We start from the raw sequence: 25,908 nt of genomic DNA on the forward strand, positions 1-25,908 counted from the left end.
CGATCCCCCATCGACTGAACCATCACTCACTCGATCGGCCGATCGATCTGTCGGGAACGAGACGGAACCGTACGGACGGTGACCACCGTGCCGGCCTCAGCTCCCTCCGGCGTCCACCCGTCCGTCGAGCAGATCGTGGCGGCGCTGTCGGCAGCGGGTGACCGGGTGGTGCTGCGGTCGCCCGAGGGAGACACGACGGGCGCGGAGCTGCTGGCGGCGATCCACCGCTACGCGCGGGCGCTGGACGGTCTGCGGATCAGCACCGGCGACCTGGTTGCCCAGTACGCGCCGAACCGGCCCGACGCGCTCGCGGTGCGGTTCGCGACACACCTGGTCGACGCGGGCGCGGTGTACCTCTCGGCGCCGCCGGGCGCGGAGCGACGGGCGCGCCAGCTCGAGCAGATCGACCCGCGGCTGATCGTGGTCTTCCCGCAGACCGCGCACTGGTTGCCGGAGACGACGGCGCCGGTGGTGGCGATCGGCCCGGTGGACGGCGTCGCGGTGCGCCTCGACCAGCTCGCGGCGGCGGAGTCCCCGGAGCCGTTCGTGTCCCGGTCGCACCTCGGTGACCTCGGCACGGTGCTCTCGTCGGGCGGGACGACGGGCATCCCCAAGAGCAGCGTGCGCGACGTGGCCGCCTACACCGCCATGGTGGCCGGCCCACCACGTCCGGAGCGTCGCCAGCTGGTGTCGGGGGCGGAGGCCTACCTCACCCAGGTCCTCGTCGCGCAGACGATCATCGGCGGCGGGGTGCTCGTGCTGCGCGACGACTCCGAACCCGCGGCGGTGCTCGCGCAGGTCGAGGCCGAGCGGATCACCGACCTGTTCCTCGTCGAGCCCCAGCTCGTCGCGCTGATGGACCACCCCGACGTCGTCCGGCGGGACCTGTCGAGCCTGCAGGCCCTGACCCACATCGGGGCCTCGGCGCCGCCGGCCCTGCGCCGGCGGGCCCGCGAGCGACTCGGTCCGGTCATCCAGCACACGTACGGCGCCAGCGAGATCGGCATCGTCAGCGCCCTGCGTCCGGCGGACAACGACCCGTCCGACCCGCGCCGGGCCACCAGTGCGGGCCCGGTTCTGCCGGGGGTCGAGGTCCGGTTCCGTCGCGACGACGGCACCCTCGACCCGGTCCACGGCAGCATCGAGGTCCGCTCGCCGGCCATGGCCCACGGCTACCGCAATCGTCCGACCGACGAGGCCGAGCACTTCGTCGACGGCTGGTACCGCACCGGCGACCTCGGGCGCCTCGACGCCGACGGTCACCTGCACGTCCTCGGGCGGGTCGTCGACTGCGAGCTCGTGGAGCAGCGGCTGATCACCCCCACCGGCCTCGAGGACACCCTGATGCGGCTGGCCGCGGTCCGCTACGCCGTCGTGGTCACCGACCTCGCCCGCGGCCGTCGGGTGGCGGCGGTGCAGGCGTGGGCGGGGGCCGCGGTGGACGAGGGCGACTGCCGTGACGCGGTCGCGGGCGAGCACGGGGACGCGGTCGCCGCCACGCTCGTCGTCGTCCCGACGGACGACATCCCCCTCACCGAGCAGGGCAAGCCCGACCGCGCCGCCATCACGGACCTCGCCGACGGCCTCGCTTGGAAGGATCCGTCGTGAGCATCCGGAGTCGACCACCGGTGACGAGCGCGCCCCTCGACAGCGCCCGTTGACGGCCACATGTGAACCGTGGTTCAGTCCTGAACGATGATTCCGGACTGAGCGATCGTTCACGCGGGAGTCGAGCTGATGACCGAGCCGGCCGCCACCGGGGCGCCGAGGTCCGCGAGGTCCGCGCGCCCCGGCGCACGGGTCGCGGCGCGGCAGGCCGACGCGCGGCGGCGCATCCTGCAGGCGGCCCGGGTCGTGGTGGCCGAGCAGGGGTTCGCGGCCGCCCAGATCGCCGTGGTCGCCGACATGGCCGATGTCGCCACCGGCACGATCTACCGGCACTTCCCGTCGAAGGCCTCGCTGTTCTCCGAGATGTTGCGGGTGGTCTGCGTCCGCGAGCTCGAGGTGGTCCGCGCGATCACGGATGAGCCCGGCCGCCGGGCGACCGACCGACTCGGGGACGCCGTGGCCACGTTCGTCGACCGCGCCCTACGCGGCGAGGGCCTGGCCTACGCGGTGATCGTCGAGCCGATGGACCCCGAGGTCGACCGGGTGCGCCTCGACGCCCGGGCGGAGCTGGCCGCGGCGTTCGCCGACCTCATCACCGAGGGCGTCGCGTCCGGCGAGTTCCCCGCACAGGACGCCGGGGTCCGCGGCGCCGCCATCGTCGGCGCGTTCCTCGAGGGCGTCGTGGCCCCGCTCGCCGGCCGCACCGCGCACGCGCCCGACCGCGACGCCGTCAGCACCGAGATCGCCCGGTTCGCCCAGACCGGTGTCGCCGGCACACCACCCGGGACCCGGCCCGACATCCGCGCCGTCCCCTCCACGACCGGAGCAGAACCATGACGCTGACCAGTCCGAGCGGCGACACCCGCAGCGACTTCTCGCGGATGCGCCCGGTCCCGGACAACCTCGTCGGGGACCTGCACCACACCAACGCCTTCACCGGCGACGAGCTCGCTGCGGGGATCGTCGACACCCACGCCCCCTGGGCGCGCGAGCGTGCCGCCGCCCTGGGAGCGGAGGTCTGGGACCCGACGGTGCTCAAGGCCGCCCGCGAGGCCAACCGGGTGCTGCCCGAGCTGCGTCAGCTCGACCGCCTCGGCCACGAGGTCCACGACGTCGATTTCCACCCCGCCTACCACCAGCTCATGGCCCTCGGCTTCGGCTCGGGCGTGCACTCCCTCGCATGGACCGCCGACCAGCCGGGCGCCCACACGGCCCGCGCGGTGCTGACCTACCTGTGGAACCAGATCGACGGGTCCACCGCCTGCCCGATCGGCATGGCCTACGCCGCGGTCCCGATCCTGCGCAGCCAGCCGGAGCTGGCGCCGTGGGCCGACAAGATCGTCGTGGAGGGCTACGACCCCGCCGACGTCCCGATCACCGAGAAGTCCGCGGGCACCATCGGCTACTTCATGACCGAGAAGCAGGGCGGCTCGGACCTGCGCGCCAACGTCACCGTGGCCCGACCGGTCGCAGCCCGGGGACCGGGGGAGACGTACCTGGTCAACGGGCACAAGTGGTTCGCCTCGGTGCCGATGGCCGACTGCTACCTCACCGTCGCGCAGACCGAGGGCGGCGTCTCCTGCCTGCTCGTCCCGCGCCGCCGCGCCGACGGCACCCTCAACCGGATCCGCATCAACCGGCTCAAGGACAAGCTCGGCAACAAGGCGAACGCCTCCTCCGAGATCGAGTACCACGACGCCGAGGCGATCCTGGTCGGCGAGGAGGGCAAGGGCGTGCGCACGATCCTGTCCTCCGCCGAGTACACGCGCCTCGACTTCGCGGTCGGCTCCGCCGGGCTCATGCGCGCGGCCCTGAGCCAGGGCCTCCACCACAACGACGAACGCACCGCGTTCGGCTCGCCGCTCTCGACCTTGCCGATCCAGGCGCCGGTGCTGGCCGACCTCGTCCTCGAGTGGGCCGGGGCCGCCCACCTCGGGTTCCGCGTCGCCCGGGCCGAGGACCACCAGGACTCCCACGACGCGGTCTCCGAGAAGCTGGTGAGCCGGCTGCTCACCCCGGTCGCGAAGTTCTGGAACTGCCGGCGCGTCTCCTCGGTGGTCGAGGAGGTCATGCAGTCGATCGGCGGCAACGCCTACATCGAGGAGCACCCGCTGCCGCGCTACTACCGGGAGGCGCCGCTCAACGCCATCTGGGAGGGCACGTCGAACATGATGGTCATGGACGTCGGGCGCGTCCTGGCCCGTGAGCCCAAGGCCGTCGAGCCCGTCCTCGACGAGATGCGCCCGGTCGCCGCCGAGCACCCGCTGCTCGCCGCGGCGATGCGGGAGATCGAGGAGCTCGTCGAGACGCCGGAGGACACCGCGCGCTACCTCGTCACGAAGATCGCGCTCGCGACCCAGGCCGCGCTGCTCGTGCAGCACGCCCCGACGCCCGTCGCCGAGGCCTTCATCGCCTCCCGCCTCGGCACCGGCTGGGGCCCGGGCTACGGCACCCTGCGCGGGATCGACTGCGCGGCCGTCATCGATTACGCGCGGCTGGGCTGACCCCCGGGGCTGGACGCGTCACTTGTTTTTTGCAAGTGTGGGCGCACCCCGAGGAGCGGAGCCGCCATGACCACCATGTTCGTCAACCTGCCGGTGACCGACCTGGAGCGCGCGAAGACGTTCTACACAGCGCTCGGTTTCACGATCAACCCGCTCTTCACCGACCACAACGCGGCGTGCGTGGTGGTCGAGGAGGGCCACAGCGCCTTCATGCTCCTGACTCGTGACTTCTTCCAGACCTTCACCGACCTGCCGATCGGCGACCCGGCGGTGAGCCCGACGACGGCGACCGCGCTCTTCCTCGACAGCCGGGAGGCGGTCGACGCCCGGGTCGCCGACGCCCTCGCCGTCGGCGGTGCCGAACCGCGCGCCGCCGCGGACTACGGCTTCATGTACCAGCGCGGGATCACCGACCCCGACGGGAACCACCTCGAGTTCGGCTGGATGGACCCGGCCGCCGCCCAGCAGGGGCCCGAGGCGTATGCGAGCCAGCAGGGCTGAGCCCGGTGGCCGCCCGCGAGTACGGGCAGTACGACGGCGTCACGCGGGCCCTGGAGCTCGTGGGCGAGCGGTGGGCGATGCTCATCGTCCGCGACCTGCTCGTCGGGCCGCGCCGCAACGGGGAGCTCGCCGCGGGCCTGCCCCGCATCCCGACCAACATCCTGGCGGCGCGGCTCAAGGAGCTGCAGGCGGCCGGCGTGATCCGCCGGGCACCGCGCTCACGGGTGATCATCTACGAGCTGACGGACTACGGACGCGAGCTCGAACCCGTCGTGCTCGCGCTCGGCGCGTGGGGCTCCAAGGCGATGGGGGATCCCCGGGAGGAGCAGATCCTCACCCCCGACGCCATGACCATGGCCCTGCGCACCGCCTTCCGGCCGCAGGTGGCGGCGGGTCTGCCCGCGACCGCCTACGCGGCCCGCCTCGGGCCCACCGAGCTCGTCGTCCGGGTCGACGGAACCGCCCTCGACGTGCGGCGCGGGGACGGGCCCGTCGACCTCGCCTTCACCGCGGGCCCGAGCATCCACCGGCTCATCTCCGGTGAGCTCGCCCCGGCCCGCGCGCTCGCGACCGGCGAGGTCGAGGTGCTGCGCGGGCGCGGCGACCTCCTCGACCGCTTCGCGACCACGTTCCACCTGGCGGCCTGAACCGGGATCACGCCTCGCGGATCCGGGCGAACGCCGCGGCGTCCGGGGCCGGGCGGTGCTCCCACCCGGAGTCGAGGACGTCGGCGAGCCACCACTCGGTCGCCACGATCTGGAGGACCCCGAGCCAGGTGTCGGTCATCCGCTCGAAGTGGGTGGGCGAGCCGGGGATCGTCTCGGCGAACGAGCGGTGGCCGCAGGACGCGGCGACGACGAGCCTGCTCAGCCGGTCCGGGTCGGTGTCGGGGCGCAGCATGCCCTGGTCGAGGGCGTCCCGCAGGTGCTCGGCGGTGCTGCGACCCCAGTCGCCGTACCAGGCCCGGTGCTTGTCGGCGAAGTTCGCGCCGCCCGCCATCGCCCGGCTGCCGCCGCGCACGACGACGTCGTGGGACCACCGGCTGACGTAGGCGTCGGTCTCGACCAGCAGGGTGCGCAGCGGGTCGAGCTCGCGGTCGCGGATCTCCCGGCAGACCAGGGCCCAGGAGTCGACGATCTCGGTCACGAGCACGGTGGCGAGGTGCTCCTTGGACCGGAAGTGGAAGTACATGGCGCCCTTGGTGCGCCCGCTGGCCTTGAGGATCTCCGAGAGCGAGGCCGCGTCGTAGCCGCGCTCGTCGAACGCGCGGGCCGCCTCGAGCAGCAGGGTCTGACGGGTGGTCCGGCCCCGTTCCTGCGGCGACGAGCCGGCGTCGGACCACCCGATGATCGGGACGTCCCACCAGCGCACGGCGGTCGAGGTCACGGGACCCACCCCCTGCGGCTCGAGCGCTGGCGCCACCATGTCGTCGCGTGACGCTAGCGGTCGCCGAGCGTCCCGAGAGGGTGGCGGTGTCGAGAAACCGGGAGCCGGATCCGTCCCCGCAGGACAGGAGCCACACCAGGGGAGGACCACCACCATGGCCGTGCAGCGGATGGACCACGTCGGCGTCGTCGTCGACGACCTCGACGCCGCCGTCGCGTTCTTCGTCGAGCTCGGGCTGGAGCCGGGTGACCGGGGGACCGCGGAGGGCGCGTGGGTGGACCGCGTCGTCGGGCTGGACGACGTCCGGGTCGACGTCGCCTTCGTGGCGACCTCGGACGGGCACAGCCGACTCGAGCTGACGCGGTTCCGCACCCCGGAGGCCACCACCGCGGAGCCCGACGCGCCGGCGAACACCCTCGGACTGCGCCGCCTCATGTTCGCCGTCGACGACATCCACGACACCGTGGCCCGGTTGCGCGCCCACGGCGGGGAGCTCGTGGGCGAGATCGCGCGGTACGAGGACGTCTTCCTGCTCTGCTACGTGCGCGGGCCGTCGGGCATCATCGTGGCGCTCGCGGAGGAGATCAGCTGACCCGTCCGCCGAGGTGCCGGCCGAAGTGCCGCTCGATGGCGCGGTACAGCCGGAACCGGTTCTCCGGGTTGGCGAAGCCGTGACCCTCGTCGTCGGCGACGAGGTACTCGACGGGCACGCCGCGGCCGCGCAGCGAGGAGACGATGTTGTCGGACTCCGCCTGCACGACGCGGGCGTCGTTGGCCCCCTGGGCGACGAGCAGCGGGGTGCGGATCCGGTCGACCATCGTGATCGGCGAGCGGGTCAGCATGTCGGCCTCCTGCTCCCCGACCGCGGGGTCGCCGACGTAGCGGTACCAGTTGTTGACCTGCCACGGCCGGACGAACGGCGGCAGCGTGCGCATGAAGTTCGCCAGGTCCGAGATCCCGACGTAGTCCACGGCGGCGGCGAAGTGGTCCGGGGTCACGGTGACGCCGACGAGCGAGGCGTAGCCGCCGTAGGAGCCCCCGTAGATGCCGATGCGCTCCGGGTCGGCGTAGCCCTGCGCCACGGCCCACTGCGCGGCGTCGATCAGGTCGTCGTGCATCGCGCCGGCGAACTCGCCGATCGCGGCCGTGACGTGCCGCTTCCCGTAGCCCGTGGAGCCGCGGAAGTTGACGTGGAGCACCGCGTACCCGCGGTTGGCCAGGAACTGCGCCTCGGGGTCCCAGCCCCACGTGTCGTGGGCCCACGGGCCGCCGTGCACGACCAGCACCAGCGGCAAGCCCGTGGGCTCGACGCCCACCGGCAGCGTCAGGAACGCGTGCAGCGGCAGCCCGTCCCGGGCGGCGAAGGGGACCGGCGTGGTCGGGGCCAGGTCGGTCGGGTCGAGGTGGGGGTGCGGCCGGAACAGCAGCCGGCTCTCGCCCGTGGCGTGGTCGTAGAGGTAGGTCAGCCCGGGCTCGCGGTCGTGGACGAAGCTCGCGACCCACAGCCGCTCGCCGTCGTCGGACGACAGCCAGCCCAGGACGCCCTCGGACAGGGTCTCGAGCGCGGCGACGACCTCGGCGACGTGCGGGTCCAGCACCTCGATGTGCGGCCGGTCGCCGACGAACCGGGCGGCCACCACCTCGTCGGTGCGGGCGCTGGTGAACACCGTGGGCGGCAGGCCGGGGGCCATCAGCCCCATGGTGTCGAGGCTGTGCCCGTCCACCGCCGCCACGACGGTCTCCTCGCCGGAGTCCCGGTCGAGGCGCACGAGCCGGAGGTCGTCGCCGTCCTGGTAGTCGCCGATCAGCAGTCCCGTGCCGTCCGGCGTGACCATCTGCAGCGGCACCCCCAGCGGGTGCTCCGGGCCGCCGACCCGGCGCAGGAGGCGCGTCGCGCCGGTCGCGGCGTCGACCGCGGAGAGCTCGTAGCTGCCGTCGTCGGCGAGCAACGAGTAGAACGCCGGCCGGCCCTCCCGGTCGAGCAGGTAGGTGCCCGTGGTCTCGGGCTGCTCCAGGTGCAGGGTCGTCTCCCCGGAGGCGATGTCGACCCGGAACACGTCGATGACCAGGGGGCGCTGGTTCATCCAGACGAGCTGGGTCCCCGGCGACGACGGCAGGGGCTCGACCCCGACCACCCGCGAGCCGGCCGGCAGCGGGGTCAGGTCGACGGCCTCCCGGTCGGGCGCGGTGAGGTCGACCCGGAACAGGTGCCAGTCCTCGTTGCCGTCGGTGTCCTGCAGATAGAGCAGCCACCGCGGATCGTCGGTCCAGTAGAACGTCCGGATGCCGCGGCGGGCGTCGTGCGTCACGCACACGGCGTCCTCGTGCTCCTCGTCGATCCCGCGGACCCACACCTGCGTGCGGCCGTACCGCGGTGCCAGGTAGGCGAGCCGGGTGCCGTCCGGCGAGATCGCCGGGTGGGAGAACGCGGGGTCGGCGAAGAGCTCCTCGAGGTCGATCAGTCGGGGCTGCGAGGTCGTGCGGTCTGCGATCCGTGTCATGACGCCATCGGAATCCGTGCCGTCGCGGCACGCTCAAGCCCGGGTGGCGGGCGTCACTCAGCGCACGCGATCGGCGGCCCGCGCCGCCACGTCCGCGTCCGAGCAGAAGCCGCGCCCGGACCGCTTGAGACACAGCAGCCCCAGGAGCACCCCGTCCCCGTCGACGACGGCCATCCGGCGCCGGCCCTGCGCCGCCATCGCCGACCAGGTGGCGTCGAGGTCCGCGTCCGGTCCGACCGTGCGCCCGGCGAGCCGGCCGACCAGCGCGGCCGGCATCGCCTCGGGCACCGACGGGTCCAGGTCGCCGCGCTCGACCACGGCCAGCAGCACGCCGCCGTCGACGACGAGGGCCGCGTGGACGTGGTCGTCCGCCAGCACCGCGCGCGCGTCGGCCACGGTCGCGGCGGCGGGCAGGACCTTGGGCCGGCGGAGCACGGCGGCCGCGTCGACGGTGCCGCCGTGCCCCGCCGCCCGGTCAGACGAGCGCGACCTCGACACGGGTGTCGGAGAAGGTCGGCGCGTTGCCGAGGTCGGCGAAGACGAACGGGTTGACCGCGTTCACGGTGCTCCCCTCCTTGGCGTTCTTCGGCCACGATCCCATCGGGCACACGACGACGCCAGGCGCGACCTCGTCGGAGACGTGCGCGAGGGCGACGAAGCGCCCCCGGTCGTTCGCGATCGCGACGTAGCGGCCCTCCTCGATGCCGCGCGCCTCCGCGTCCGCCGGGTGGATGGTGAGGGTCTGCTCGCCCTGCACCCGCTTCTGCATCGCCTGGTCACCGGCGCTCGAGTTGATGTACGCGTGCGACTTCGGCGAGAGCAGGTTGAGCGGGTACACCTCGCCGGTCTCGCGCGGTGCGATGTAGTGCGGGAGCGGGTCGACCGCGCCACCGACCTGGAACTCTTCGGAGAGCTGGCGGAACAGGGGGACGACGAAGTTGCCCGCGGCCTCGAGCGCCGAGGACCGGAACTCGGTCTTCCCGGACGGCGTCGGGAAGCCGCCGTCGACGTGCGGTGCGTACTCGTCGGCGCTGGGCAGGTTGAGCCGGGCCCAGCCGGTCTCGCGCAGCGACTCCAGCGTGATGCCCTCCATGGCGGGCGCGGACCAGTCGTAGGCCTGGGCGAGCAGCTCCTCGTCGGAGAGGCGGAAGTAGTCGTCCTCGAAGCCCATCGCGGCCGCGAGCCGGCGGAACAGCTCGGTGTTGGGGATCGACTCGCCCTCCGGCGGCACCGCCGGGGTGTTGATCGTGACGTAGAAGTGGCCCCAGCTGAACATGAGATCGTGCTGCTCGAGGGCCGTGGTGGCGGGCAGCACGATGTCGGCGTAGCGCGCGGTGTCGGTGAGGAAATGGTCGCTGACCACGGTGAACAGGTCCTCACGCGCCAGGCCCCGCGCGATCTTGTCCTGTTCCGGGGACACGACCATGGGGTTCGAGTTGTAGACCATCAGCGCCGTGATCGGCGGGTCGAGAGCCAGCTCGCCGGTCAGCGCCTGCCCGAGCAGGAACTGGTTGACCACGCGGGTGCCCTCGGGCCGGTACTCGGGGTGGACGAACGCCGGCCAGTTGACCGGGTGCGCCCACAGCGGCAGCTGCAGCAGACCGCCGCCGACGTGGCGCCATGCGCCGATCAGGGCCGGGAGGCACGCGATCGAGCGCACGGTCTGCCCGCCGCCCGCGTGCCGCTCGACGGCGACACCGATCCGGATGACCGCGGGGTCGGTCGTGGCGTACTCGCGGGCGAGCGTGCGGATGTCCTCGGCCGGGATCCCGGTCTCCTCCGACGCCCACTCCGGGGTGTGCTGCGCCACGCGCTCGGCGAGCTCGTCGAACCCGACCGTGTGGTCGCGGACGTACGCCTCGTCGTGGAGGCCCTCCGAGATGATCACGTGCATCATCGCGAGCGCCAGGGCGTTGTCGGTGCCCGGGCGGATCGGGATGTGCCAGTCGGCGCGCTGCGCGGTGCGGTGGCGCATCGGGTCGATGCAGACGACCTTGGCCCCGCGCTTCTGGGCCTCGGCGATGAGCGGCCACAGGTGCAGGTTGGTCGAGATCGTGTTGGTCGCCCAGATGATGATGTAGCGGGAGTGCACGAAGCTCTCGGGGTCGACGCCCGCCGTCGCGCCGATGGTGGCGGCGTAGGCGGTGCAGGACCCGGAGTCGCAGTAGGTCCGCTCGGAGACGGTCGCGCCCAGGCGGTTGAAGAAGGCGTCGCCGACGGTCAGCCCGTTGAGGATGCCCTGGTTGCCGAGGTAGCTCACCGGCATGACCGTCTCCGGGCCGTGCTCCGCGATCTTCTCCCGGAACGTGGTGGCGATGGTGGACAGCGCCTCGTCCCAGGAGATCTCCTCGAACCGGCCGCTGCCCTTCGGCCCGGTGCGGCGCAGCGGGTGCAGGACGCGGTCCGGGCTGTACGTCTTCTCCTGGTAGTTGTTGACCTTGACGCACAGGCCGCCCCGGGTGAACGGGTGGTCCGGGTCGCCGGCGACCTTCGTCGCCCGACCGTCCTCGACCGTCACGAGCATCGCGCAGGTGTCGGGGCAGTCGTGGGGACAGGCGGCCCGCACGGTGGTCGTGGTGGGCGTCAGGGGGATCTCGGTGGCCGTCACGGTGACTCCTCGGTGTGGTGGGTCCGGGGTGGGTCGGCCTCGACCGTGACGAGATGGTCGACCGGCCACACCGTGACGGGCTTGTCGCAGAGCGCCAGAAGCCGGTCGCTCCGCGTTGACGGGCCTGCGGGGGCGCCCTAGCGTCGGCGGACCACCACCTGACCGGGAGTCCACCGGTGACCCGAGAGCCGCGACCCGTCGGTCCCTTCCCGGACACCGGGCCCGCCTACGCCAACCACACCACCGCGAGCGAGTCCGAGGGACTCGCCCCGTGGTGCGACCTGCTGCGGGAGCACTTCGTCGCGCTGGACGTGGACGACGTCGAGGACGGTGACCCGCTCGCGAGCCGGGTCCGCAGCACGCTCGTCGGGCACCTGTCGGCCGCGGTGGTCAGCTCCTCGCCGCAGAGCGCGCGCCGCACGACGGGCCTCGCCCGCAGCGACGGCCGGACGTACCTGCAGGTCGGGCTGGTCGCCGAGGGGACCGCGGTCGTGGAGCAGGACGGCCGGGAGGCGGCGCTCGGGCGCGGCGGGTACGCCGTCTACGAGACCGATCGGCCGTTCGCCTGGCACTTCGCGGGCCCGTGGAAGCTGCTGGTGCTCACGTGGCCCCGCGAGCTCGTGCCCCTCGGCGCGGACGTGACCCGTGCGGCGACGGCTCGCCCGCTCGGCGGCGACCGTCTGGGCGCGATCGTCGGGCAGACGCTCGCCGAGACCGCGATCCGCCCGCCCGCCCTGAGCGATCCGGCGGGCGGGCGCCTGGCCGGGCAGCTCGCGGCGCTGCTCGGCACGGCGATCGGTGAGTCGCTGCGACAGGACGAGGTCCTGTCCCCGACGAGCGCCGCCGACCTGCGACGGCGCGTCGAGGACTACATCGCCGAGCACCTCGAGGACCCGGCCCTCGGCCCCGAGGACATCGCCCGGGCACACTTCATCTCGGTGCGCGCGCTGCACCGGGTGTTCGCGGACGCGCACACGACGGTCGGCGCGCTCATCCGCCGCCGGCGCCTCGAGCACGCGCGGCGGCGTCTGCTCGACCCGCGCGATGCGGGCCGCAGCCTCACCGACATCGCCTACGCCTGCGGCTTCGCCGACCTGGCGTCGTTCAGCCGCCGCTTCAAGCTCGAGTTCCACGAGCCACCGGGCACCTACCGGCGTCGGGCGGGTCTGCGCCGCACCTCCTGACGGGTCAGCCGCGCAGGCCGTCGTCGAGCCGCCGGCTCAGCCGCGCGCGGCGGGTGCGGCCGGGAGGGTCGGCCGGCAGGCGGCGCACGACGTCCCGGACGGCCGGTGCCGCTCGTCCGAGCGCCCGGTCGATCTCGTCGTCCCCGTCGCCACCCGCGAGGTCGGCGGCGAGGGCGAGCTGCACCGCCGGTCCGAGGACGTGGCGCACCTGGTGCGGCTCCGGTCGGGGGTGGAGGAAGGCCGTCGCCGCGGCGTACCCCGCCGACCGCGCGGCCGCCGTGGCGACCGGATCCCCCGCCTCGCGGGCGGCGGCGAGCGCGGCGAGGGCCGATGCGCGCAGCCCCGCGGACGGCGCGACGCCGTCGGCGAACGCGCGGGCCCCGTCGATCGCCCGCCGTGGCCGGTCGTCGTCGGCGACCCGCGCGGTGAACAGCGGCAGCGCCCGCTCGGCGACGTCGACGGCCCAGGCCGCGACGGCGCGCCGATCGGCGTCGGTGATCTCTCCGCTCACGACGGCACACCCTCGCCCAGCAGCACCGCCGCGTGGTGGCGGGCCCGGTCCAGGCGTTCCGTGTCGCCGTCGAGCCCGCCGCGGACCATCGCGCCCTCGAGCAGCAGCGACAGGTGCTCGGCGAGCGGCGCGGCGTCCTCCCGGGGAGCCAGTGCTTCGCGCAGCAGCGTCTCGACCTCGTCCTTCTGCCGCGCGACGAGCGCGCGGGCCGGGTCGTCGCTCGCGAGCTCCCCCGCGGCGTTGAGCAGCCCGCAGCCCCGGAAGCCGTCGACGCCCGCGGCGTGGTCGCGGTAGGCGTCGACCACGGTGAGGGCCCGGGCGCCGGGACCGGCGTCGGCCGGGAGGGCCTCGAGGCGCCGCCGGCGCAGGTCGAGGAACTCCTGCTGGCGCCGGTCGAGGTAGGCCGCGACCAGGTCGGCCTTCGAGGCGAAGTTGTTGTAGAGGCTCATCTTCGCCACGCCCGCGTCGGCGGTGATGGTGTCGATGCCCGTGGCCGCGACGCCCCGGGCGTAGAACCGCGCGGCCGCGGCGTCCAGGAGCTTGGAGCGTGCCGATCGGCGCTGCATGACTAGGTAGACTAGTCTACCGATCATGGACCTCCTCGACCGGCACGTCCTCGTCGACGGCGTGCGCCTCGCCTACCGCGACCGCGGCGAGGGCGATCCCGTCGTGTTCGTGCACGGGACGCCCTCGCACTCCCACGAGTGGCGCGACGTGGTGCCGCACGTCGAGGCGGCGGGCCACCGCGTCGTCACCTACGACCTGCTGGGGTACGGGCGGTCGGAGCGACCGGTCGACCGCGACACCTCGGTGGTCGCCCAGACCGACCTCCTCGTCGGGCTGCTCGACGTCCTCGGCATCGAGCGGCCGAGCCTGGTCACCCACGACATCGGCGGCGCGGTCGGCCAGCGGATGGCCGTCCTGCACCCCGAGCGGGTCCGTCGGCTCCTGCTCATCGACTCGGTGAGCTACGACTCGTGGCCGTCGGAGACGTGGCGCGCGATCCTGCGCACCGGGCTGGACCAGCTCGCCCGGCTGCCCGCGGCGGAGTTCGAGGAGATGCTGACCCGGCAGCTGACCATGACCGTCGCCGACGGTTCCGTGATGACCGGCGACGTCCTCGAGGCCTTCCTCGCCCCGCACCGCTCGGCCGTCGGGCGCGCCTCGTTCGTCCAGCACCAGGTCGGCACCTACGACTCCGCCCCCACCGAGGAGCTCATCGGGCGGCTCGGCGAGGTGTCGGTCCCGGTGCGCCTCCTGTGGGGCGGGGAGGACCGCTGGCAGCCGACGAGCTGGGCCGAGCGCCTCGCCGCCGACATCCCGGGCGCCGAGCTCGTCGTCGTGCCGGGGGCCGGCCACTTCGTCATGGAGGACGACCCCGCCCGGGTGACCCGCGAGGTCCTCGACTTCCTCGGCGGTGCGCAGAGTTCGGCCGCCTGACGGAATGTCCGGATCACACCCGGCGCGGCAGGGTGGTCCACACACGGCGCCGGCCGCTCGGCGCCCCCGCGGAGAGGACCGGCGCGATGGCCGAGATGAAGATCGAGCACGAGCTGACGCTGTCCCGGGAGGAGGTCGCCGACTGGCTGACCGACCTGGCCGACGCGATCCGCGAGGGTGGCTCCGCCGAGCTCTCGCTCTCCGGACCGGTGCTCACCGTGCCGCTCGGTGACGACATCGACGTCGAGATCGAGGTCGAGATCGACGGCGACGAGGTGGAGATGGAGCTCGAGCTGTCGTGGTCGGCGGGCCGGGCGGCGAAGGCCGCGGAGGACGAGGACGAGGACGCTCCCGAGGAGGCCGCGGAGAGCGTCGCGGGGAAGGTCACGGAGACCGTCGCGGCGAAGACCCCGGCCAAGGGCAACGCCAAGGGCCCGGTGAAGCCCGCGACCAAGGCGCCGGCGAAGGCGCCGGTCGCGAGCGAGGGGTGAGCGGGCGGCTCAGCCCGACCCGGCGATGTTGACCAGCCAGCGGACGCCGTACCGGTCGGTGCAGTCGCCGTAGAGGTCGCCCCACATCTGCTTCTCGAGCGGGGTGCCGACCTCGCCGCTCGCGGACAGCTTCTCGTAGTACCCGCGCAGCGTCGGCTCGTCGTCACCGGACAGCGAGACGGTGATGTCGTTGCCGCGCTGCCGGGCCGACCCGGGCGGCATGTCCGAGACCATGAGGGTGATGCCCCGGTCGGTCTCGAGCTGGCCGTGCATGACCTTGTTCGCGTCCGGGCCCTCCATCCCCATCTGTCCGAAGGTCATGACCGAGGTCGTGCCGCCGAGGACGTCGGCGTAGAAGGCGATGGCGTCGGCGGCCTCGCCGTCGAAGTGCAGGTACGGGTTCAGGGTGACGCCCACGAGGTGCTCCGGAGGTCGACGGTGGTGGAACGGATCTGGTCCCCCGACGGGCGAGCAACGTAGCGCCGTCACCGACGTCCGCGGAACCGCCTCACGGGCGTCTGGACGCGGCGCGGGCGGCCTCGTCGACCTGGTCGCGGTAGCGGGCCCAGGCGTCCGCCTCACCGGGCGGCAGGTTGTCGTTGTCCGGCCGCAGTCCGGCCGCGCCGTCGATCAGCTCGCGGACGATGTCGGCGTGGCCGGCGTGCCGCGTGGTCTCGGCGACGACGTGCACGAGCATCCCGTGCAGCGTCACCGGGTTCCGCTCGGCCGACCAGTGCACCACGTGGCCCGGCGCGTCGAGCGGCAGCGCCGCGATCGTCGCGTCGGCGTGCTCGGCGACGTGCCGGTACCGGCCGACGAGCTCCTCGCGGGACTCGTCGGCCCGCGCCCACATGTCGGCCGTCTCGTCGTCGCCGAGGTCGGCCCAGCGCGGCGCGTCGGGCACGGGACGGTCGAACGTGGTGCCGAAGTACGCGGCCTCGACGAACGCGAGGTGCTTGACCAGCCCGAGCAGGTTGGTGCCGGTGGGCGTCAGGGGGCGTCGGGCGTCGTACTCGCCGAGCCCGTCCAGCTTCCAGAGCAGGGCCTCGCGGGCCTGGCGCAGCGCCCGGTGGAGGTGGTGCTTCGCGCTCTCGTCGTCCACGACCGGCAGCGTGTCAGCCGGAGGACGGGACGAACCACGCCGCCGCCGCCAGGGGCCCGCCCGCGTCGACGGGGAGCGCCCGGAGGCCGTCGGCGAGGGCCGCGAAGCCCTCGGGGCCGACACGGGCCACCCACTCCACCCGCCGGCGCTCGAGGACCTCCGCGGAGATCGCCAGGACCTCGCGTCCGCGCGGGGTGAGCACCAGCAGGCGCCGGCGGGCGTCGCCGGGGTCGCCGGTGCGCTCGACGTAGCCGTGCCCGACGAGCAGGTCGGCCGTCTTGCCGGCCGCCTGCTTCGTGACGCCGAGGCGACCGGCGAGCTCGGACCCCGTGACCGGGCCCGGCGCGATCGCCTGGAGCGCGAAGCCGTGGGCGGGGCGCACGTCGGGATGACCGCGCCGCGCGAGCTCGGCGTGCATCGCGTCGACGAGGTCGCGGAAGGCGGCGAGCAGCCGGAAGACCAGCTCGCCGCCGGACATCTGGACACGACGGTCAACCCGGTTTACGTTTTCGTCAACCACATTGACGAGTCTAGGAGGACCTCGTGAGCACCGTGATCCGGCGGGGCGACGCCCGGCGTACGACCACCCCGAACGCGACCATGACGACGTTCGCCTCGCCGACCCAGGGAGCGTCACGCCAGGCGCTGTGGCGGGTCGAGATGGCGCCCGGAGCCGTGGGGCCCGACCACACGATGGCGGGCGAGCAGGTCTGGAGCGTCGTCGCGGGCGGGGCGTCGGTCGAGGTCGCGGGCGAGCGGCACGACCTCACGCCCGGCGACACACTCGTGCTGCCCGGCGGGGAGCCCCGCCGCGTCCACGCCGACAGCACCCTGGGCCTCGAGGCCGTCGTGACCGGCGTCGGCGACGACGTCGCCTCGGGCCCGGGCCGCGAGCCGGTCGTGCCGCCCTGGATCGCGTAGGTGGCTTCGCCTCGTGAGCAGTTCGGCGTGCCCTGGCACGCCGAACTGCTCACGTGCGGCGAAGCTGCACCGGCCGGTACGTCCCGAAGCTCCAGACGTTGTCCTCGGCGTCGACCGCGGCGTACTCGCGCGAGCCGTAGTCCTGGTCGGTGAGGCCCATGATCACCTTCGCGCCGGCGGCGACGGCACGGTCGTGGTGGGCGTCGACGTCGTCGACCACCGTGTAGATCACCGCCCGGCCCGTGGCGAACCGGTCGCCCTCGCGGCGGGGGCCGAGGAGCACCGCCCCGCCGTCGTGGACGAGCTCGGCGTGCTGCACGGTGCCGGCGTCGTCGCGGTGGGCGGCGGCGACGGTGAAGCCGAACGCGTCGCGCAGCAGGGCGATGGCCTCGTCGGGGTCGTGGTAGCGCAGGGTCGGGAAGACGCTCATGGCGGGAACGCTAGGACCCGGGCGCACCGGCGTCTTGGACGTCGGGGAACCACTCGCGCAGGAACTCGCCGGGCGTGCAGCCGGCGAGGTCGCGGAACTCGCGTACCAGGTGGGAGTGGTCGGCGTACCCCGCGGCCGCGGCGACGTCGGTGATGCGCCGGTCGGTGGGCACGCGGGCCGGACCGGTGCCGGGCGCCAGGAGCTGTGTCGCGTGGCGGAAGCGCAGCACGCGGCCGGTGACGGTCGGGGCGAGGCCGACCTGGCGGTGGAACCGGGTCAGGAGGTGGCGGCGGCTCCAGCCGGTCTCCGCCGCGAGGTGGCCGACGGGCACGCGACCGCGGGCCGCGTGCAGCCGCGACCAGACGTGCGCGACCTCCGGGTCGGGGTCGAAGCGGGTGTCGGCCAGGAGGCCCCGGAGCGTCGCCGCGACGTGGGCGAACCGCGCGTCCCAGGTCGCGGTCTCGGCGAGGCGGTCCGGCAGGGCCGCCAGCACGGCGATCCCGATCTCGTCGAGCGGCGGGGCGTGACGGGCGAGCTCGACCCCGTCGCGGCCGAGCAGGCGCGCGGCCCCGAGCGGCGTGAGGTCCACCTGGACGCCGCGCTGCTGACCCGTGAACGCCGTGCGGGCCCAGCCGTCGTCGAGCCCGGCGAGGAACGCGCGCTGCCAGAGCGGGCCGGCCGGGCCCTCGACGCGCAGCGGGTCACCCCAGGCGAGGATCAGCGTGCAGCCGCCGGTCGGGGTCTCGCGACGGACGACGGGTCCGGCGCCGGCGTGCTCGTCGTAGCCCGCCATCCCCGTCACCACGTCCGCCAGTCCCGGCGGAGGGGGTCGGGGCACGTGAGCCACGTTGGCAGCCTGCCAAAAAGGCGGCGGAACAGCTACCGTCCGGCCCGTGACGGAGCGGAACGGGACAGGGACGGCCGTGGGGACGCGGGTCGTGGTCGTGGGCGCGGGCTTCGGCGGGATCGCCGCGGCCATCGAGCTCCGCAGCCACGGGATCACCGATGTCGTGATCCTCGACAGCGCCCCCGAGATCGGCGGCACCTGGTACTACAACAGCTATCCCGGCGCGGCCTGCGACGTCCCGAGCCACCTCTACTCGTTCTCGTTCGCCCAGCGCAGCGACTGGTCGCGGCTGTGCTCGCCGCAGTCGGAGATCCTGGAGTACCTCCAGGGCGTCGCGAAGGAGTACGGGCTCGGCGAGGTGTTCGTGCCCTCGGTGCGGGTGTCGGCGGCACGGCTCGACGAGGCGACGATGACGTGGACCGTCGAGGCCGAGGACGGACGCTCCTGGCGGGCCGACGCCGTCGTGCTGGCCACCGGGCAGCTCAACACCCCGGCCATCCCGCCGATCCCCGGCGCGGACGACTTCGCGGGCCCGGCGATGCACTCCGCGCGGTGGGACCACGACGTCGACCTGCACGGCAAGCGCGTCGCGGTGGTCGGGACGGGCGCGAGCGCGGTGCAGTTCGTGCCGGCCATCGCGCCCGAGGTCGGGCACATGACCGTCTTCCAGCGCAGCGGCAACTGGTTCTTCCCGCGCAAGAACCGGTTCTACCCGCGCTGGCTGCACGCGTTGTTCGCGCGGTTCCCGGCGGTGATCCGGGCGCGGCGGTTCTTCCTCAAGGGCTACCTCGAGATGCTCACGATCATGATCCGCCACCCGCGGACGGCCGGGCGCCTCGGCCGGATCTACTCGACGCTGTTCATGCGCCGCCAGCTGCGCGATCCCGAGGTGCGCCGCAAGGCCTGGCCGGACTACACGTTCGGCTGCAAGCGGATCCTGTTCAGCTCGCACTACCTGCCCGCGCTGGAGCGCGAGAACGTCGCGCTCGTGACCGAGCGGGTCACCGAGATCGTCCCGGACGGCGTGCGGACCTCCGACGGGCGCCACCACCCCGCCGACGTGCTCATCTGGGGCACCGGGTTCCGCACGACCGAGTTCATGTTCCCCATGGACGTCGTCGGCCGGGACGGCCGGACGCTGCAGCAGGAGTGGGGCGACGGGGCGCACGCGCACCTGGGGATGACCGTGCCCGGCTTCCCGTCGCTGTTCGTGCTCTACGGCCCGAACACCAACACCTCCGGCGGCTCGATCATCGTCTTCCTCGAGGCCCAGGTCGCGTACGTGCGCCAGGCGCTCGAGGAGACCGCCCGCCGCCGGGCGGCCGCGCTGGAGGTGCGTCGCGACGTCGAGCAGGCGTTCGACGCCCGCATCCAGGCCGAGTTCGAGGGCACGGCCTGGACCCGCTGCGACTCCTGGTACCGCGACGCGTCCGGCCGGATCGTCGCCAACTGGCCGCGCTACATGGAGGAGTACGTCCGCGCGGTGGCCCACCTCGACCCGACCGACTACGACTTCGTGCCCCACGAGTTGTCCACAGGTTCTGTGCACAGTGGGGACGAATGACAACCGTGTCATTTCGGCTGGTGGACCGGCCGGTGTCTAGGGTCGAGGGATGCTCCGGCGCGCCGAGATCGAGCTCAAGTCCCCCGGCGAGGTGGACGCCATGCGCGAGGCGGGTCGCGTCGTCGCTCGCTGCCTCGACGCGGTGCGCGCGGCCGCGGTGGCGGGGACGTCGCTGAAGGAGCTCGACGACGTCGCGCACGGCGTCATGGCCGACCACGGCGCCGTGCCGGCCTTCCTCGACTACCACCCGCACTTCGCGCCGTCGCCGTTCCCCGGCGTCATCTGCGCGAGCGTCAACGACGCCGTCGTCCACGCCATCCCGGGCCCGTACCGGCTCGCCGACGGCGATCTGCTGAGCATCGACTGCGGCGCGTTCCTCGACGGCTGGTGCGGCGACGCGGCGTTCAGCGCGGTCGTGGGCGACGCCCCCGATCCGGCGGACCTCGACCTGATCGCGACCACCGAGCGCGCGCTGCACGCGGGGATCGCGGCGGCGGTGCCGGGCGGGAAGCTCGGGGACATCGGTGCCGCGATCAGCGCCGTGGCCCGCGAGCCCGGCTACGGGATGCTCGCCGACCACGGGGGTCACGGCATCGGGCGCGCCATGCACATGGCGCCCCACGTGCCCAACGAGGGCCGCGCCGGGCGCGGGCTGCGGCTCCGCCCCGGCCTGGTGATCGCGATCGAGCCGATGCTGCACGCCGGCGGCGGGGACGACTACGTCCACGACGACGACGGCTGGACCCTGCGCACCGCCGACGGCAGCCGGGCCGCCCACGCCGAGCACACGATCGCGATCACCGACGACGGCCCGCGGGTGCTCACCCTCGCCTGAGGTGCGCCTCCGGCGCTCGTGGGCACGTCCGCGTGCCCGGGCACGCCGTTCTGCTCCTCAGGCCTGGCTGGAGGCGCGGTCCTGCTGCCGGGCGTCCTGGTCGTCCTGCTGCGAGGACCCCTGGGACGCCCCGTCGCGCGGGGCGTCGGCGCGCTCGCGGTGCGCCTGCTCCCACTCGGAATCGTCGCGGGCGCCGTCCTGACCGCCGTCGGACTGCGGCTTGCGCCGCGCGCTGCGCCGGTCGAGGCGGTGCAGCAGGCCGTTGCCGTCGCGGCCCCAGTGGCTGCCGTGGGAGTCGGTGAACCGCATCTCCGGAACCGCGGGCGCCGAGTACAGCTCGTCGCGGCTGACCTCGTCCGCGCCGAACGGCAGCGAGTGGATCTGGTCGCTCTGCGGGGGCAGCAGGGCCATCGAGATGCTGTGCTGCTCGTCGCTCGAGGGCAGGCTGAACAGGCAGCGGACCTGGAAGACGGGGGAGTCGCCCCCGTTGTGGACGCACAGGACGTAGTCCTCGTCGCGGTCGTGGCTCCCGCCCTCGTCGAGCCACGCCGTCACCCCTTGGGCCTGCTGCTCCTGCCGGACCTCGACCTGGTCCTTGCGGTTGAGCAGCATGATCCAGACGTAGGCGGCGAAGCCGAGCAGCGAGCCGGCACTGCCGACCGCCGACACCCACTGCGCGGCGATCTGGGAGCTCATCGGTGGCCGTCCTCCCGGACGGTGTACTGGGGAGTCATGAGCGAGAAGGTGCCCGAGACGGACGCCGTCTACGCTCCGGCGACGTGACCGCCGACCCGACCCGTACCCCCGCTCCGGACCCGCCGCGGCCGACCCCGCCGGCCGATGCGTCGCCGGGCGCGCTCGTGCGGTGGACGATCGACGTGATCAACGCCCACGACGCCGCCGCGCTGCGCCAGGTGTTCACGGCGGACACCCGCGAGCGCTTCCCGAACCGGACCGTGCGCGGGGCCGACGATCTCGTCGCGTGGTGGGAAGGCGTGTTCGCCGCGGTGCCCGACCTCGCGATGACGATCGAGGGCCTGGCGGAGAACCCCGCCGAGGACGGCGGCGAGGTGTTCCTGCGGTGGCGGCTCTCCGGTCACCACACCGGCGGCGAGTGGGAGGGCATCGCCCCGACCGGCGCGCGCGTCGACCTCGACGGGATGGACCACGTCGTGGTCGCCGACGGCCGGGTGGTCAGCAACTTCGTGATCTTCGACCAGATGCAGTTCGCCCGGCAGGTCGGGCTGCTGCCCGCCGACGGGTCACGCCTCGACGTCGGCCTCAAGAGCGCCTTCAACGTGCTGGCGCGCCGCCGGCGAGGGCGCTGAGCCGACCGGGGCTAGCTGCTCTTGGCCTCCTTGCCGTCCTTGCGGGTCCGTCCCTGCGTGCCGCCGCGGCCGCGGAACTCCACGCCCGCGTCGACCAGCAGCCGTCGCACGCGCCCGATGCTGTAGCCCGTATCGGCGCAGATCTCACGGATGCTGGCGCCCTTCTGGTACCGCTTGAGCAGCTCGTTGCCCAGCTTGGTGCGCTCCGCCCCCGTCACCCGCTGGTTGCGCGCCAGCTCCGGTGTCTTCGCCATACGCGGAAGTATCACAGCGCGTGGCCGAATGCCGCCACTATCGTTGATTACCGCTGAGTCAAGCGGTCGGACGCGTACTGCGAACGAGATCATGGTCCGTCTGTCGGGCCAGCGAACTGACGCACCGTGACAGAATTGTGCGCTCCTGTACTACCTGTAAGCGGGGTATTGGCGCCCGCGCGGAGCAACGTCGGCGGCGGACTCGGCGCCCCAGCTCGTCCACCCGGGCCGGGCGTAGCGGGCGAACATCTCGAGGTACGGCCCGGGGGAGCACGCCTCGATCAGGTCGTACGCCTCCTCGGGCTTGCGGGAGTGCTCCCGCTTGCGCGTCTCGATCATGTTCACCTGCCGGCGACCCGGCTCGAGCGTGCGCAGCGAGCCCCGCACGCCGAAGAGGATCAGCTCGGTGACGTTGCGGAAGTAGAACCCGACGCCGCGGCCGTCCGGGCCGCCGTCCTTGCGGCGCTTGGCCCAGACCAGGTTGCTGACGTAGCGGAAACCCCAGCCCTGCATGACGGCCAGCCCCTCGGGGAGCAGGGCGTTCGGCACCCAGAGGTAGAGGTGGGCGTTGGCGGACACCACGTCGGCCACCGGGAGGCGGGCGATCTCGTCGGCCGTCATCGTGTCGTAGCGGTCGAGCCGCCGGTGCTCGGGCGCGACCTTGCCGGTGCGGTTGGTGAAGCGCCACGGCGGGTCGGCGTAGACGCAGGACCACCCGCCCGCCGTGCGGGGCAGCGCCACGTCCTCCAGGGGCGTCGCGTCCACGCGCAGGGGTTCCGCGCGCCGCGCCCGCGTCCCGTCGGGTGCTGCGTGTCCGTCGGTGCCGGCGTCCGCCGCCAGGGTCATCGCTTCGGGCCTCCTCGCCGTGGTCGGGGCGGGCGGGACGCTAGCGCCGGGGTCCGACAGCCCGGGCTCCTCCGTCTCCCCCGCGCCGGTCACAGCACCTCGTCGGTCAGCATCAGCGGTGCCGGTGCGGCCGGCCGGTCGGGTTCGCCGGGCGCGGGGGCCCAGCAGCGTCGGGAGATCGCCACCGCCAACAGGGGGCAGCCGCCGGCGTCGCCGCGGGTCATGCGCGACGCGAGCTTGCCGAGGTGGGTCGTCGTCGAGGTCGACAGCCGGCTGCGGACCTCGTCGTCGCTGCCGCCGGCCGCGCGCGTCAGCTCGCGGGCGAGCTCGCGCAGGTCGTCGTGGGTGCGGGTCAGCAGGACCGCGCCGTCGATCAGCCCGGCGTCGTAGAGCGCGCGGTAGGCCCCGACGTCGCGGTCGAGGTTGCCGTCCTTGGCGTTCCACTCGACGTCGAGCGCCACCCGTCCCTTCACGTTGTCGACCTTGTAGCCCTCGTTGACGACCTCGCTCTCGCGCACGGTCACGCCGTGCTCGCCGGCCGGGGCCCAGGGCTGCACCTGCAGGCGGGAGGTCACGACGGTGTCGACCCGTCCCTCGCGCCACCCGCGGGCCCGGAACGCCGCGTTGAGGCGGGCGGCGAGCCGGGACTCGTTGCCCCCGGCCTCGACGAGGTCGGCCGTGGTGAGCACGAAGTCGGCGAGCACCGCGCAGATTTCGCCGAACTCGTCGGGGCTCGTCGCCGCCAGCACCGCGGCGGCGTTGCGCGTCTCCCGGAGCTCGTAGCGCTCCGCGACCCCCGACGGCAGCACCGTCGACCACCCCTGGGTGAGCTCCATCGCCGGACAGTCTCGCACCACGGTCACGCACGCCGACCGCGACCTCTTGACCGCGCGTGCTAATTTCTGACCGTGCGGCCAGAAAACAGTCCGACGGGCCAGCCGGCCAAGGAGCTGTCCTTCATCGAGCGCGCCCGCCGGACGCAGATCATCGGAGCGGCCGCCGCGGTGATCGCCGACGAGGGGATCGGGCAGGCGTCGCTGGCCCGCATCGCGAAGCAGGCGGGCGTGAGCAAGGGCGTCGTCTCATACCACTTCGCCGGCAAGGACGACCTGATGAAGCAGGTCGTCCTCGCGGTCTACGAGGCCGGGGCGGCGGCGATGTCGCCGGCCATCACGGCCGCGACGACGCCGCGGGACCGGCTCGCCGCCTACCTGCGCAGCAACGTCGCCTACATCGCGGCGAACCCGGAGGCCCTCCGCGCGGTCATCGAGATCGTCTCCGGCTACAGCCCCGAGGGCGGGGGCCGGCTCTTCGCGCCGGGGGACGACGAGGTCATCGCGGACTTCCTCGTCGCGCTCTTCCGCGACGGGCAGCAGGACGGCTCGTTCCGCGACTTCGACCCGCTCGTCATGGCGCACACCGTCCGGGGCGCCATCGACGTCATCGCCCCGCGCCGCGTTCGCCATCCCGAGATCGACCTCGAGGCCTACGCCGAGGAGCTCGTCGCCCTCTTCGACGCGGCCACCCGACGGGAGTCGTCATGACCCTGCTCCACCCGGCCCCCGCGACCACCGACGCCGCGGCCCCGCCCTTCGCCCGCGGACCCGTGCTCGGCCTCGCCGGGGCCCTCACCGTCCTGCTCCTCGCGTGCTCGCCGTTCTACGGGCACTTCGGCGACGAGCTCTACTTCATCGAGGCCGGGCGCCACCTGCAGTGGGGCTACGCCGACCAGCCGCCCGTGCTCCCGCTGCTCGCGGCGGGTCTCGACGCCCTCGCACCGGGCTCGACGGTCGTGCTGCGCCTGCCCGCGGTGCTCGCCATCGCGGGCATCGCCGTCCTCGCCGCGCTCATCGCCCGGGAGCTCGACGGGCGCCACCGGGCGCAGGTCACCGCGGCCGGCGCGGTCGCGGCGAGCTGGTTCCTGCTCGCGAGCGGGCGGCTGCTCGCGACGTCCACGCTCGACCCGTTCTGGTGGGCGCTGCTGCTCTGGCTGCTGGTGCGGTGGATCCGCCGGGGTGACGACCGGCTCCTCGTCGTCGCCGGGGTGGTGCTCGCCGTCGCCCTGAACACGAAGTTCCTCGTGCTCGGTCTCGTGCTCGGGGTGGGGGTCGGGGTGCTCGTCGCCGGACCCCGCCGTCTGCTCACCCGCCCGATGCTGTGGCTCGGGCTCGCGATCGCGGCGCTCGCCACGGTGCCCACGCTCGTGTGGCAGGCGACGCACGGCTGGCCGCAGCTGCAGATGGGCGGCGTGGTCACCGGCGAGGCGGAGCTCTTCGGCAACCGCTGGCAGTTCGTCCCGATGGCCGTGCTGTTCGCCGGCGTCCTGCCGGGGGTGGTGCTCGTGGTCGTCGGGCTGGTCGCGCTGCTCCGGCGCCCGGAGCTGCGGCCGTGGCGGGGGCTCGGGGTGGCGGTGCTGGTGACCACCGCGGCGTTCCTGGTCGCCGGCGGGCGCCCCTACTACGTCGCGGGGCTCTACGCGCTGCTCTTCGCCGCCGGTGCCGTGGCGCTCGAGCGGCGCCCGGCCCGACGGTGGGGGCGCTGGACGACGGGGCCCGTCGCGCTCGTCGTCTGCGGGGTGGTCACCGCCGTGCTCGTGCTGCCGATCGGCCCGGCGTCGGCGAAGGCACAGACCGACTTCACGACGATGGGCGAGATCGGGTGGCCCGACCTCGCCGCCGGGGTGGGGGAGCGCTACGACGCCCTGCCGCCCGACGTGCGCGCGCGGACCGTCGTGATCGCGAGCTCCTACTGGACCGCGTCGGCGCTCGCGTACCACCGCGAGACCGGCGGGCTGCCCCCGGTCTACAGCCCCCACCGCGGCTACCACGACCTCGGCGTCCCGCCGGGCTCGGCGCCCGCGCTGGTCGTCGGCGAGCCCGGCGCGGGGCGAGCGGCGTGCGCGACGTACACGCCGTTGCCGCCCTACCTCGCCCCCGAGCCGACGCCGGTGCTGAACACGGTGCCGCTCGCGCTCTGCACGCCGCGCGCGCCGTGGGCCACACTGTGGCCGGGGCTGCGCTCGATGGCGTAACCCGCGCGAGGCGCCC

General features: G+C 73.8%; 30 protein-coding genes. 15 read left to right on the forward strand and 15 right to left on the reverse strand.

Translation table 11 applies throughout. The annotated features are described in order from the left end of the window. The first annotated feature begins 78 nt into the window (after positions 1-78). The 5 genes from ACR9E3_RS05150 (at position 79) to ACR9E3_RS05170 (ending at position 5,260) form a co-directional block, all read left to right on the forward strand. Positions 79-1,608: an AMP-binding protein gene (locus tag ACR9E3_RS05150; protein WP_460378973.1), complete on the forward strand. Its 1,530-nt coding sequence runs from the start codon at positions 79-81 to the stop codon at positions 1,606-1,608. Between the two features lie 129 nt (positions 1,609-1,737). Beyond that, complete coding sequence (locus ACR9E3_RS05155) at positions 1,738-2,445, forward strand: TetR/AcrR family transcriptional regulator (RefSeq protein WP_460378974.1); 708 nt, start codon at positions 1,738-1,740, stop codon at positions 2,443-2,445. After that, on the forward strand, positions 2,442-4,112 hold the full coding sequence (locus tag ACR9E3_RS05160; RefSeq protein WP_460378975.1) for an acyl-CoA dehydrogenase family protein: 1,671 nt from the start codon (positions 2,442-2,444) through the stop codon (positions 4,110-4,112). Before ACR9E3_RS05155 ends, ACR9E3_RS05160 begins: the two co-directional genes overlap by 4 nt. 66 nt (positions 4,113-4,178) lie before the next feature. Continuing rightward, positions 4,179-4,613 carry a VOC family protein gene (locus ACR9E3_RS05165; protein WP_460378976.1) on the forward strand — a complete coding sequence of 145 codons (435 nt, stop codon included), beginning with the start codon at positions 4,179-4,181 and terminating at the stop codon, positions 4,611-4,613. A gap of 5 nt (positions 4,614-4,618) precedes the next feature. Then, complete coding sequence (locus ACR9E3_RS05170) at positions 4,619-5,260, forward strand: winged helix-turn-helix transcriptional regulator (protein WP_460378977.1); 642 nt, start codon at positions 4,619-4,621, stop codon at positions 5,258-5,260. Between the two features lie 7 nt (positions 5,261-5,267). Here the strand turns inward: ACR9E3_RS05170 and ACR9E3_RS05175 are convergent, their stop codons facing one another. Beyond that, positions 5,268-5,999, reverse strand: coding sequence for a TetR family transcriptional regulator (locus tag ACR9E3_RS05175; protein WP_460378978.1), 732 nt, complete (start codon positions 5,997-5,999; stop codon positions 5,268-5,270). Between the two features lie 154 nt (positions 6,000-6,153). Between ACR9E3_RS05175 and ACR9E3_RS05180 the strand changes: the two genes are divergently transcribed. Further along, a complete protein-coding gene (locus tag ACR9E3_RS05180; protein WP_460378979.1) occupies positions 6,154-6,591 on the forward strand; it encodes a VOC family protein in 438 nt (145 codons plus the stop codon). Here the strand turns inward: ACR9E3_RS05180 and ACR9E3_RS05185 are convergent. From ACR9E3_RS05185 to ACR9E3_RS05195, 3 genes are read right to left on the reverse strand one after another with little or no spacing between them, the layout of a single operon-like run. Further along, the gene (locus ACR9E3_RS05185; RefSeq protein WP_460378980.1) at positions 6,584-8,500 is read right to left on the reverse strand and encodes a S9 family peptidase; all 1,917 of its coding nucleotides are present in this window, start codon (positions 8,498-8,500) and stop codon (positions 6,584-6,586) included. The genes ACR9E3_RS05180 and ACR9E3_RS05185 overlap by 8 nt on opposite strands. A gap of 57 nt (positions 8,501-8,557) precedes the next feature. Continuing rightward, on the reverse strand, positions 8,558-8,935 hold the full coding sequence (locus ACR9E3_RS05190; protein ID WP_460378981.1) for a CBS domain-containing protein: 378 nt from the start codon (positions 8,933-8,935) through the stop codon (positions 8,558-8,560). 40 nt (positions 8,936-8,975) lie between these two features. After that, positions 8,976-11,108, reverse strand: coding sequence for a molybdopterin-containing oxidoreductase family protein (locus ACR9E3_RS05195; protein WP_460378982.1), 2,133 nt, complete (start codon positions 11,106-11,108; stop codon positions 8,976-8,978). A 176-nt stretch (positions 11,109-11,284) separates the two neighbouring features. On the opposite strand from ACR9E3_RS05195, the gene ACR9E3_RS05200 reads away from it, so the two are divergent. After that, positions 11,285-12,292: a helix-turn-helix domain-containing protein gene (locus ACR9E3_RS05200; RefSeq protein WP_460378983.1), complete on the forward strand. Its 1,008-nt coding sequence runs from the start codon at positions 11,285-11,287 to the stop codon at positions 12,290-12,292. Between the two features lie 4 nt (positions 12,293-12,296). Here ACR9E3_RS05200 and ACR9E3_RS05205 read toward each other — a convergent pair whose 3' ends face one another. Both ACR9E3_RS05205 and ACR9E3_RS05210 read right to left on the reverse strand, forming a co-directional pair. Further along, positions 12,297-12,803 (reverse strand): putative immunity protein, encoded by a 507-nt coding sequence (locus ACR9E3_RS05205; protein WP_460378984.1) that lies wholly within the window; start codon positions 12,801-12,803, stop codon positions 12,297-12,299. Beyond that, positions 12,800-13,369, reverse strand: a complete 570-nt coding sequence (locus tag ACR9E3_RS05210) for a TetR/AcrR family transcriptional regulator (RefSeq protein ID WP_460378985.1) — start codon at positions 13,367-13,369, stop codon at positions 12,800-12,802. Before ACR9E3_RS05210 ends, ACR9E3_RS05205 begins: the two co-directional genes overlap by 4 nt. A gap of 25 nt (positions 13,370-13,394) precedes the next feature. Here ACR9E3_RS05210 and ACR9E3_RS05215 point away from each other — a divergent pair, with 25 nt between their 5' ends. Together ACR9E3_RS05215 and ACR9E3_RS05220 are read left to right on the forward strand one after the other, a co-directional pair. Then, positions 13,395-14,243 (forward strand): alpha/beta fold hydrolase, encoded by an 849-nt coding sequence (locus tag ACR9E3_RS05215; protein ID WP_460378986.1) that lies wholly within the window; start codon positions 13,395-13,397, stop codon positions 14,241-14,243. Positions 14,244-14,329: 86 nt separating this feature from the next. Continuing rightward, entirely contained in the window at positions 14,330-14,734 is a 405-nt protein-coding gene (locus tag ACR9E3_RS05220) for an amphi-Trp domain-containing protein (protein WP_460378987.1), read from the forward strand. A gap of 9 nt (positions 14,735-14,743) precedes the next feature. Here the strand turns inward: ACR9E3_RS05220 and ACR9E3_RS05225 are convergent, their stop codons facing one another. The 3 genes from ACR9E3_RS05225 to ACR9E3_RS05235 all read right to left on the reverse strand — a co-directional run bounded on the left by ACR9E3_RS05225 (position 14,744) and on the right by ACR9E3_RS05235 (position 16,314). Further along, positions 14,744-15,151, reverse strand: coding sequence for a VOC family protein (locus tag ACR9E3_RS05225; protein ID WP_460378988.1), 408 nt, complete (start codon positions 15,149-15,151; stop codon positions 14,744-14,746). Positions 15,152-15,242: 91 nt separating this feature from the next. Then, positions 15,243-15,836 (reverse strand): DinB family protein, encoded by a 594-nt coding sequence (locus ACR9E3_RS05230; protein ID WP_460378989.1) that lies wholly within the window; start codon positions 15,834-15,836, stop codon positions 15,243-15,245. Positions 15,837-15,849: 13 nt separating this feature from the next. Then, complete coding sequence (locus ACR9E3_RS05235) at positions 15,850-16,314, reverse strand: MarR family winged helix-turn-helix transcriptional regulator (protein WP_460378990.1); 465 nt, start codon at positions 16,312-16,314, stop codon at positions 15,850-15,852. A 65-nt stretch (positions 16,315-16,379) separates the two neighbouring features. Here ACR9E3_RS05235 and ACR9E3_RS05240 point away from each other — a divergent pair, with 65 nt between their 5' ends. Beyond that, complete coding sequence (locus ACR9E3_RS05240; RefSeq protein WP_460378991.1) at positions 16,380-16,757, forward strand: cupin domain-containing protein; 378 nt, start codon at positions 16,380-16,382, stop codon at positions 16,755-16,757. A gap of 49 nt (positions 16,758-16,806) precedes the next feature. On the opposite strand, the gene ACR9E3_RS05245 is transcribed toward ACR9E3_RS05240, so the two are convergent. Next, a complete protein-coding gene (locus tag ACR9E3_RS05245; RefSeq protein ID WP_460378992.1) occupies positions 16,807-17,187 on the reverse strand; it encodes a VOC family protein in 381 nt (126 codons plus the stop codon). A gap of 10 nt (positions 17,188-17,197) precedes the next feature. Beyond that, the gene (locus tag ACR9E3_RS05250; protein WP_460378993.1) at positions 17,198-18,025 is read right to left on the reverse strand and encodes an AraC family transcriptional regulator; all 828 of its coding nucleotides are present in this window, start codon (positions 18,023-18,025) and stop codon (positions 17,198-17,200) included. Positions 18,026-18,080: 55 nt separating this feature from the next. Between ACR9E3_RS05250 and ACR9E3_RS05255 the strand changes: the two genes are divergently transcribed. Together ACR9E3_RS05255 and map are read left to right on the forward strand one after the other, a co-directional pair. Further along, positions 18,081-19,598, forward strand: a complete 1,518-nt coding sequence (locus ACR9E3_RS05255; RefSeq protein ID WP_460378994.1) for a flavin-containing monooxygenase — start codon at positions 18,081-18,083, stop codon at positions 19,596-19,598. Positions 19,599-19,647: 49 nt separating this feature from the next. Further along, positions 19,648-20,433: a type I methionyl aminopeptidase gene (gene map, locus ACR9E3_RS05260; protein WP_460378995.1), complete on the forward strand. Its 786-nt coding sequence runs from the start codon at positions 19,648-19,650 to the stop codon at positions 20,431-20,433. A 57-nt stretch (positions 20,434-20,490) separates the two neighbouring features. Here map and ACR9E3_RS05265 read toward each other — a convergent pair whose 3' ends face one another. Continuing rightward, positions 20,491-21,129: a hypothetical protein gene (locus ACR9E3_RS05265; RefSeq protein WP_460378996.1), complete on the reverse strand. Its 639-nt coding sequence runs from the start codon at positions 21,127-21,129 to the stop codon at positions 20,491-20,493. 83 nt (positions 21,130-21,212) lie between these two features. Here ACR9E3_RS05265 and ACR9E3_RS05270 point away from each other — a divergent pair, with 83 nt between their 5' ends. Continuing rightward, on the forward strand, positions 21,213-21,761 hold the full coding sequence (locus ACR9E3_RS05270; protein WP_460378997.1) for an ester cyclase: 549 nt from the start codon (positions 21,213-21,215) through the stop codon (positions 21,759-21,761). 11 nt (positions 21,762-21,772) lie between these two features. Here ACR9E3_RS05270 and ACR9E3_RS05275 read toward each other — a convergent pair whose 3' ends face one another. The 3 genes from ACR9E3_RS05275 to ACR9E3_RS05285 form a co-directional block, all read right to left on the reverse strand. Beyond that, the gene (locus ACR9E3_RS05275) at positions 21,773-22,015 is read right to left on the reverse strand and encodes a helix-turn-helix domain-containing protein (protein ID WP_460378998.1); all 243 of its coding nucleotides are present in this window, start codon (positions 22,013-22,015) and stop codon (positions 21,773-21,775) included. Positions 22,016-22,165: 150 nt separating this feature from the next. Continuing rightward, entirely contained in the window at positions 22,166-22,861 is a 696-nt protein-coding gene (locus ACR9E3_RS05280) for an MT-A70 family methyltransferase (protein WP_460378999.1), read from the reverse strand. 89 nt (positions 22,862-22,950) lie between these two features. Then, positions 22,951-23,697 carry a BglII/BstYI family type II restriction endonuclease gene (locus tag ACR9E3_RS05285; RefSeq protein WP_460379000.1) on the reverse strand — a complete coding sequence of 249 codons (747 nt, stop codon included), beginning with the start codon at positions 23,695-23,697 and terminating at the stop codon, positions 22,951-22,953. A 72-nt stretch (positions 23,698-23,769) separates the two neighbouring features. Between ACR9E3_RS05285 and ACR9E3_RS05290 the strand changes: the two genes are divergently transcribed. Together ACR9E3_RS05290 and ACR9E3_RS05295 are read left to right on the forward strand one after the other, a co-directional pair. Next, positions 23,770-24,405 (forward strand): TetR/AcrR family transcriptional regulator, encoded by a 636-nt coding sequence (locus ACR9E3_RS05290; RefSeq protein ID WP_460379001.1) that lies wholly within the window; start codon positions 23,770-23,772, stop codon positions 24,403-24,405. Beyond that, positions 24,402-25,892 (forward strand): glycosyltransferase family 39 protein, encoded by a 1,491-nt coding sequence (locus ACR9E3_RS05295; RefSeq protein ID WP_460379002.1) that lies wholly within the window; start codon positions 24,402-24,404, stop codon positions 25,890-25,892. The genes ACR9E3_RS05290 and ACR9E3_RS05295 overlap by 4 nt, the downstream gene beginning before the upstream one ends. Positions 25,893-25,908 lie beyond the last annotated feature (16 nt).

The sequence above is a fragment of the Actinomycetospora sp. C-140 genome, from assembly GCF_054796175.1.

Coding starts and splice junctions, on each gene's coding strand:
- ACR9E3_RS05155 (WP_460378974.1), top strand. CDS start 1,738: ATGACCGAGCCGGCCGCCACCGGGGCGCCGAGGTCCGCGAGGTCCGCG.
- ACR9E3_RS05160 (WP_460378975.1), top strand. CDS start 2,442: ATGACGCTGACCAGTCCGAGCGGCGACACCCGCAGCGACTTCTCGCGG.
- ACR9E3_RS05165 (WP_460378976.1), top strand. CDS start 4,179: ATGACCACCATGTTCGTCAACCTGCCGGTGACCGACCTGGAGCGCGCG.
- ACR9E3_RS05180 (WP_460378979.1), top strand. CDS start 6,154: ATGGCCGTGCAGCGGATGGACCACGTCGGCGTCGTCGTCGACGACCTC.
- ACR9E3_RS05185 (WP_460378980.1), bottom strand. CDS start 8,500: ATGACACGGATCGCAGACCGCACGACCTCGCAGCCCCGACTGATCGAC.
- ACR9E3_RS05210 (WP_460378985.1), bottom strand. CDS start 13,369: ATGCAGCGCCGATCGGCACGCTCCAAGCTCCTGGACGCCGCGGCCGCG.
- ACR9E3_RS05215 (WP_460378986.1), top strand. CDS start 13,395: ATGGACCTCCTCGACCGGCACGTCCTCGTCGACGGCGTGCGCCTCGCC.
- ACR9E3_RS05220 (WP_460378987.1), top strand. CDS start 14,330: ATGGCCGAGATGAAGATCGAGCACGAGCTGACGCTGTCCCGGGAGGAG.
- ACR9E3_RS05235 (WP_460378990.1), bottom strand. CDS start 16,314: ATGTCCGGCGGCGAGCTGGTCTTCCGGCTGCTCGCCGCCTTCCGCGAC.
- ACR9E3_RS05245 (WP_460378992.1), bottom strand. CDS start 17,187: ATGAGCGTCTTCCCGACCCTGCGCTACCACGACCCCGACGAGGCCATC.
- map (WP_460378995.1), top strand. CDS start 19,648: ATGCTCCGGCGCGCCGAGATCGAGCTCAAGTCCCCCGGCGAGGTGGAC.
- ACR9E3_RS05265 (WP_460378996.1), bottom strand. CDS start 21,129: ATGAGCTCCCAGATCGCCGCGCAGTGGGTGTCGGCGGTCGGCAGTGCC.
- ACR9E3_RS05275 (WP_460378998.1), bottom strand. CDS start 22,015: ATGGCGAAGACACCGGAGCTGGCGCGCAACCAGCGGGTGACGGGGGCG.
- ACR9E3_RS05280 (WP_460378999.1), bottom strand. CDS start 22,861: ATGACCCTGGCGGCGGACGCCGGCACCGACGGACACGCAGCACCCGAC.
- ACR9E3_RS05285 (WP_460379000.1), bottom strand. CDS start 23,697: ATGGAGCTCACCCAGGGGTGGTCGACGGTGCTGCCGTCGGGGGTCGCG.
- ACR9E3_RS05295 (WP_460379002.1), top strand. CDS start 24,402: ATGACCCTGCTCCACCCGGCCCCCGCGACCACCGACGCCGCGGCCCCG.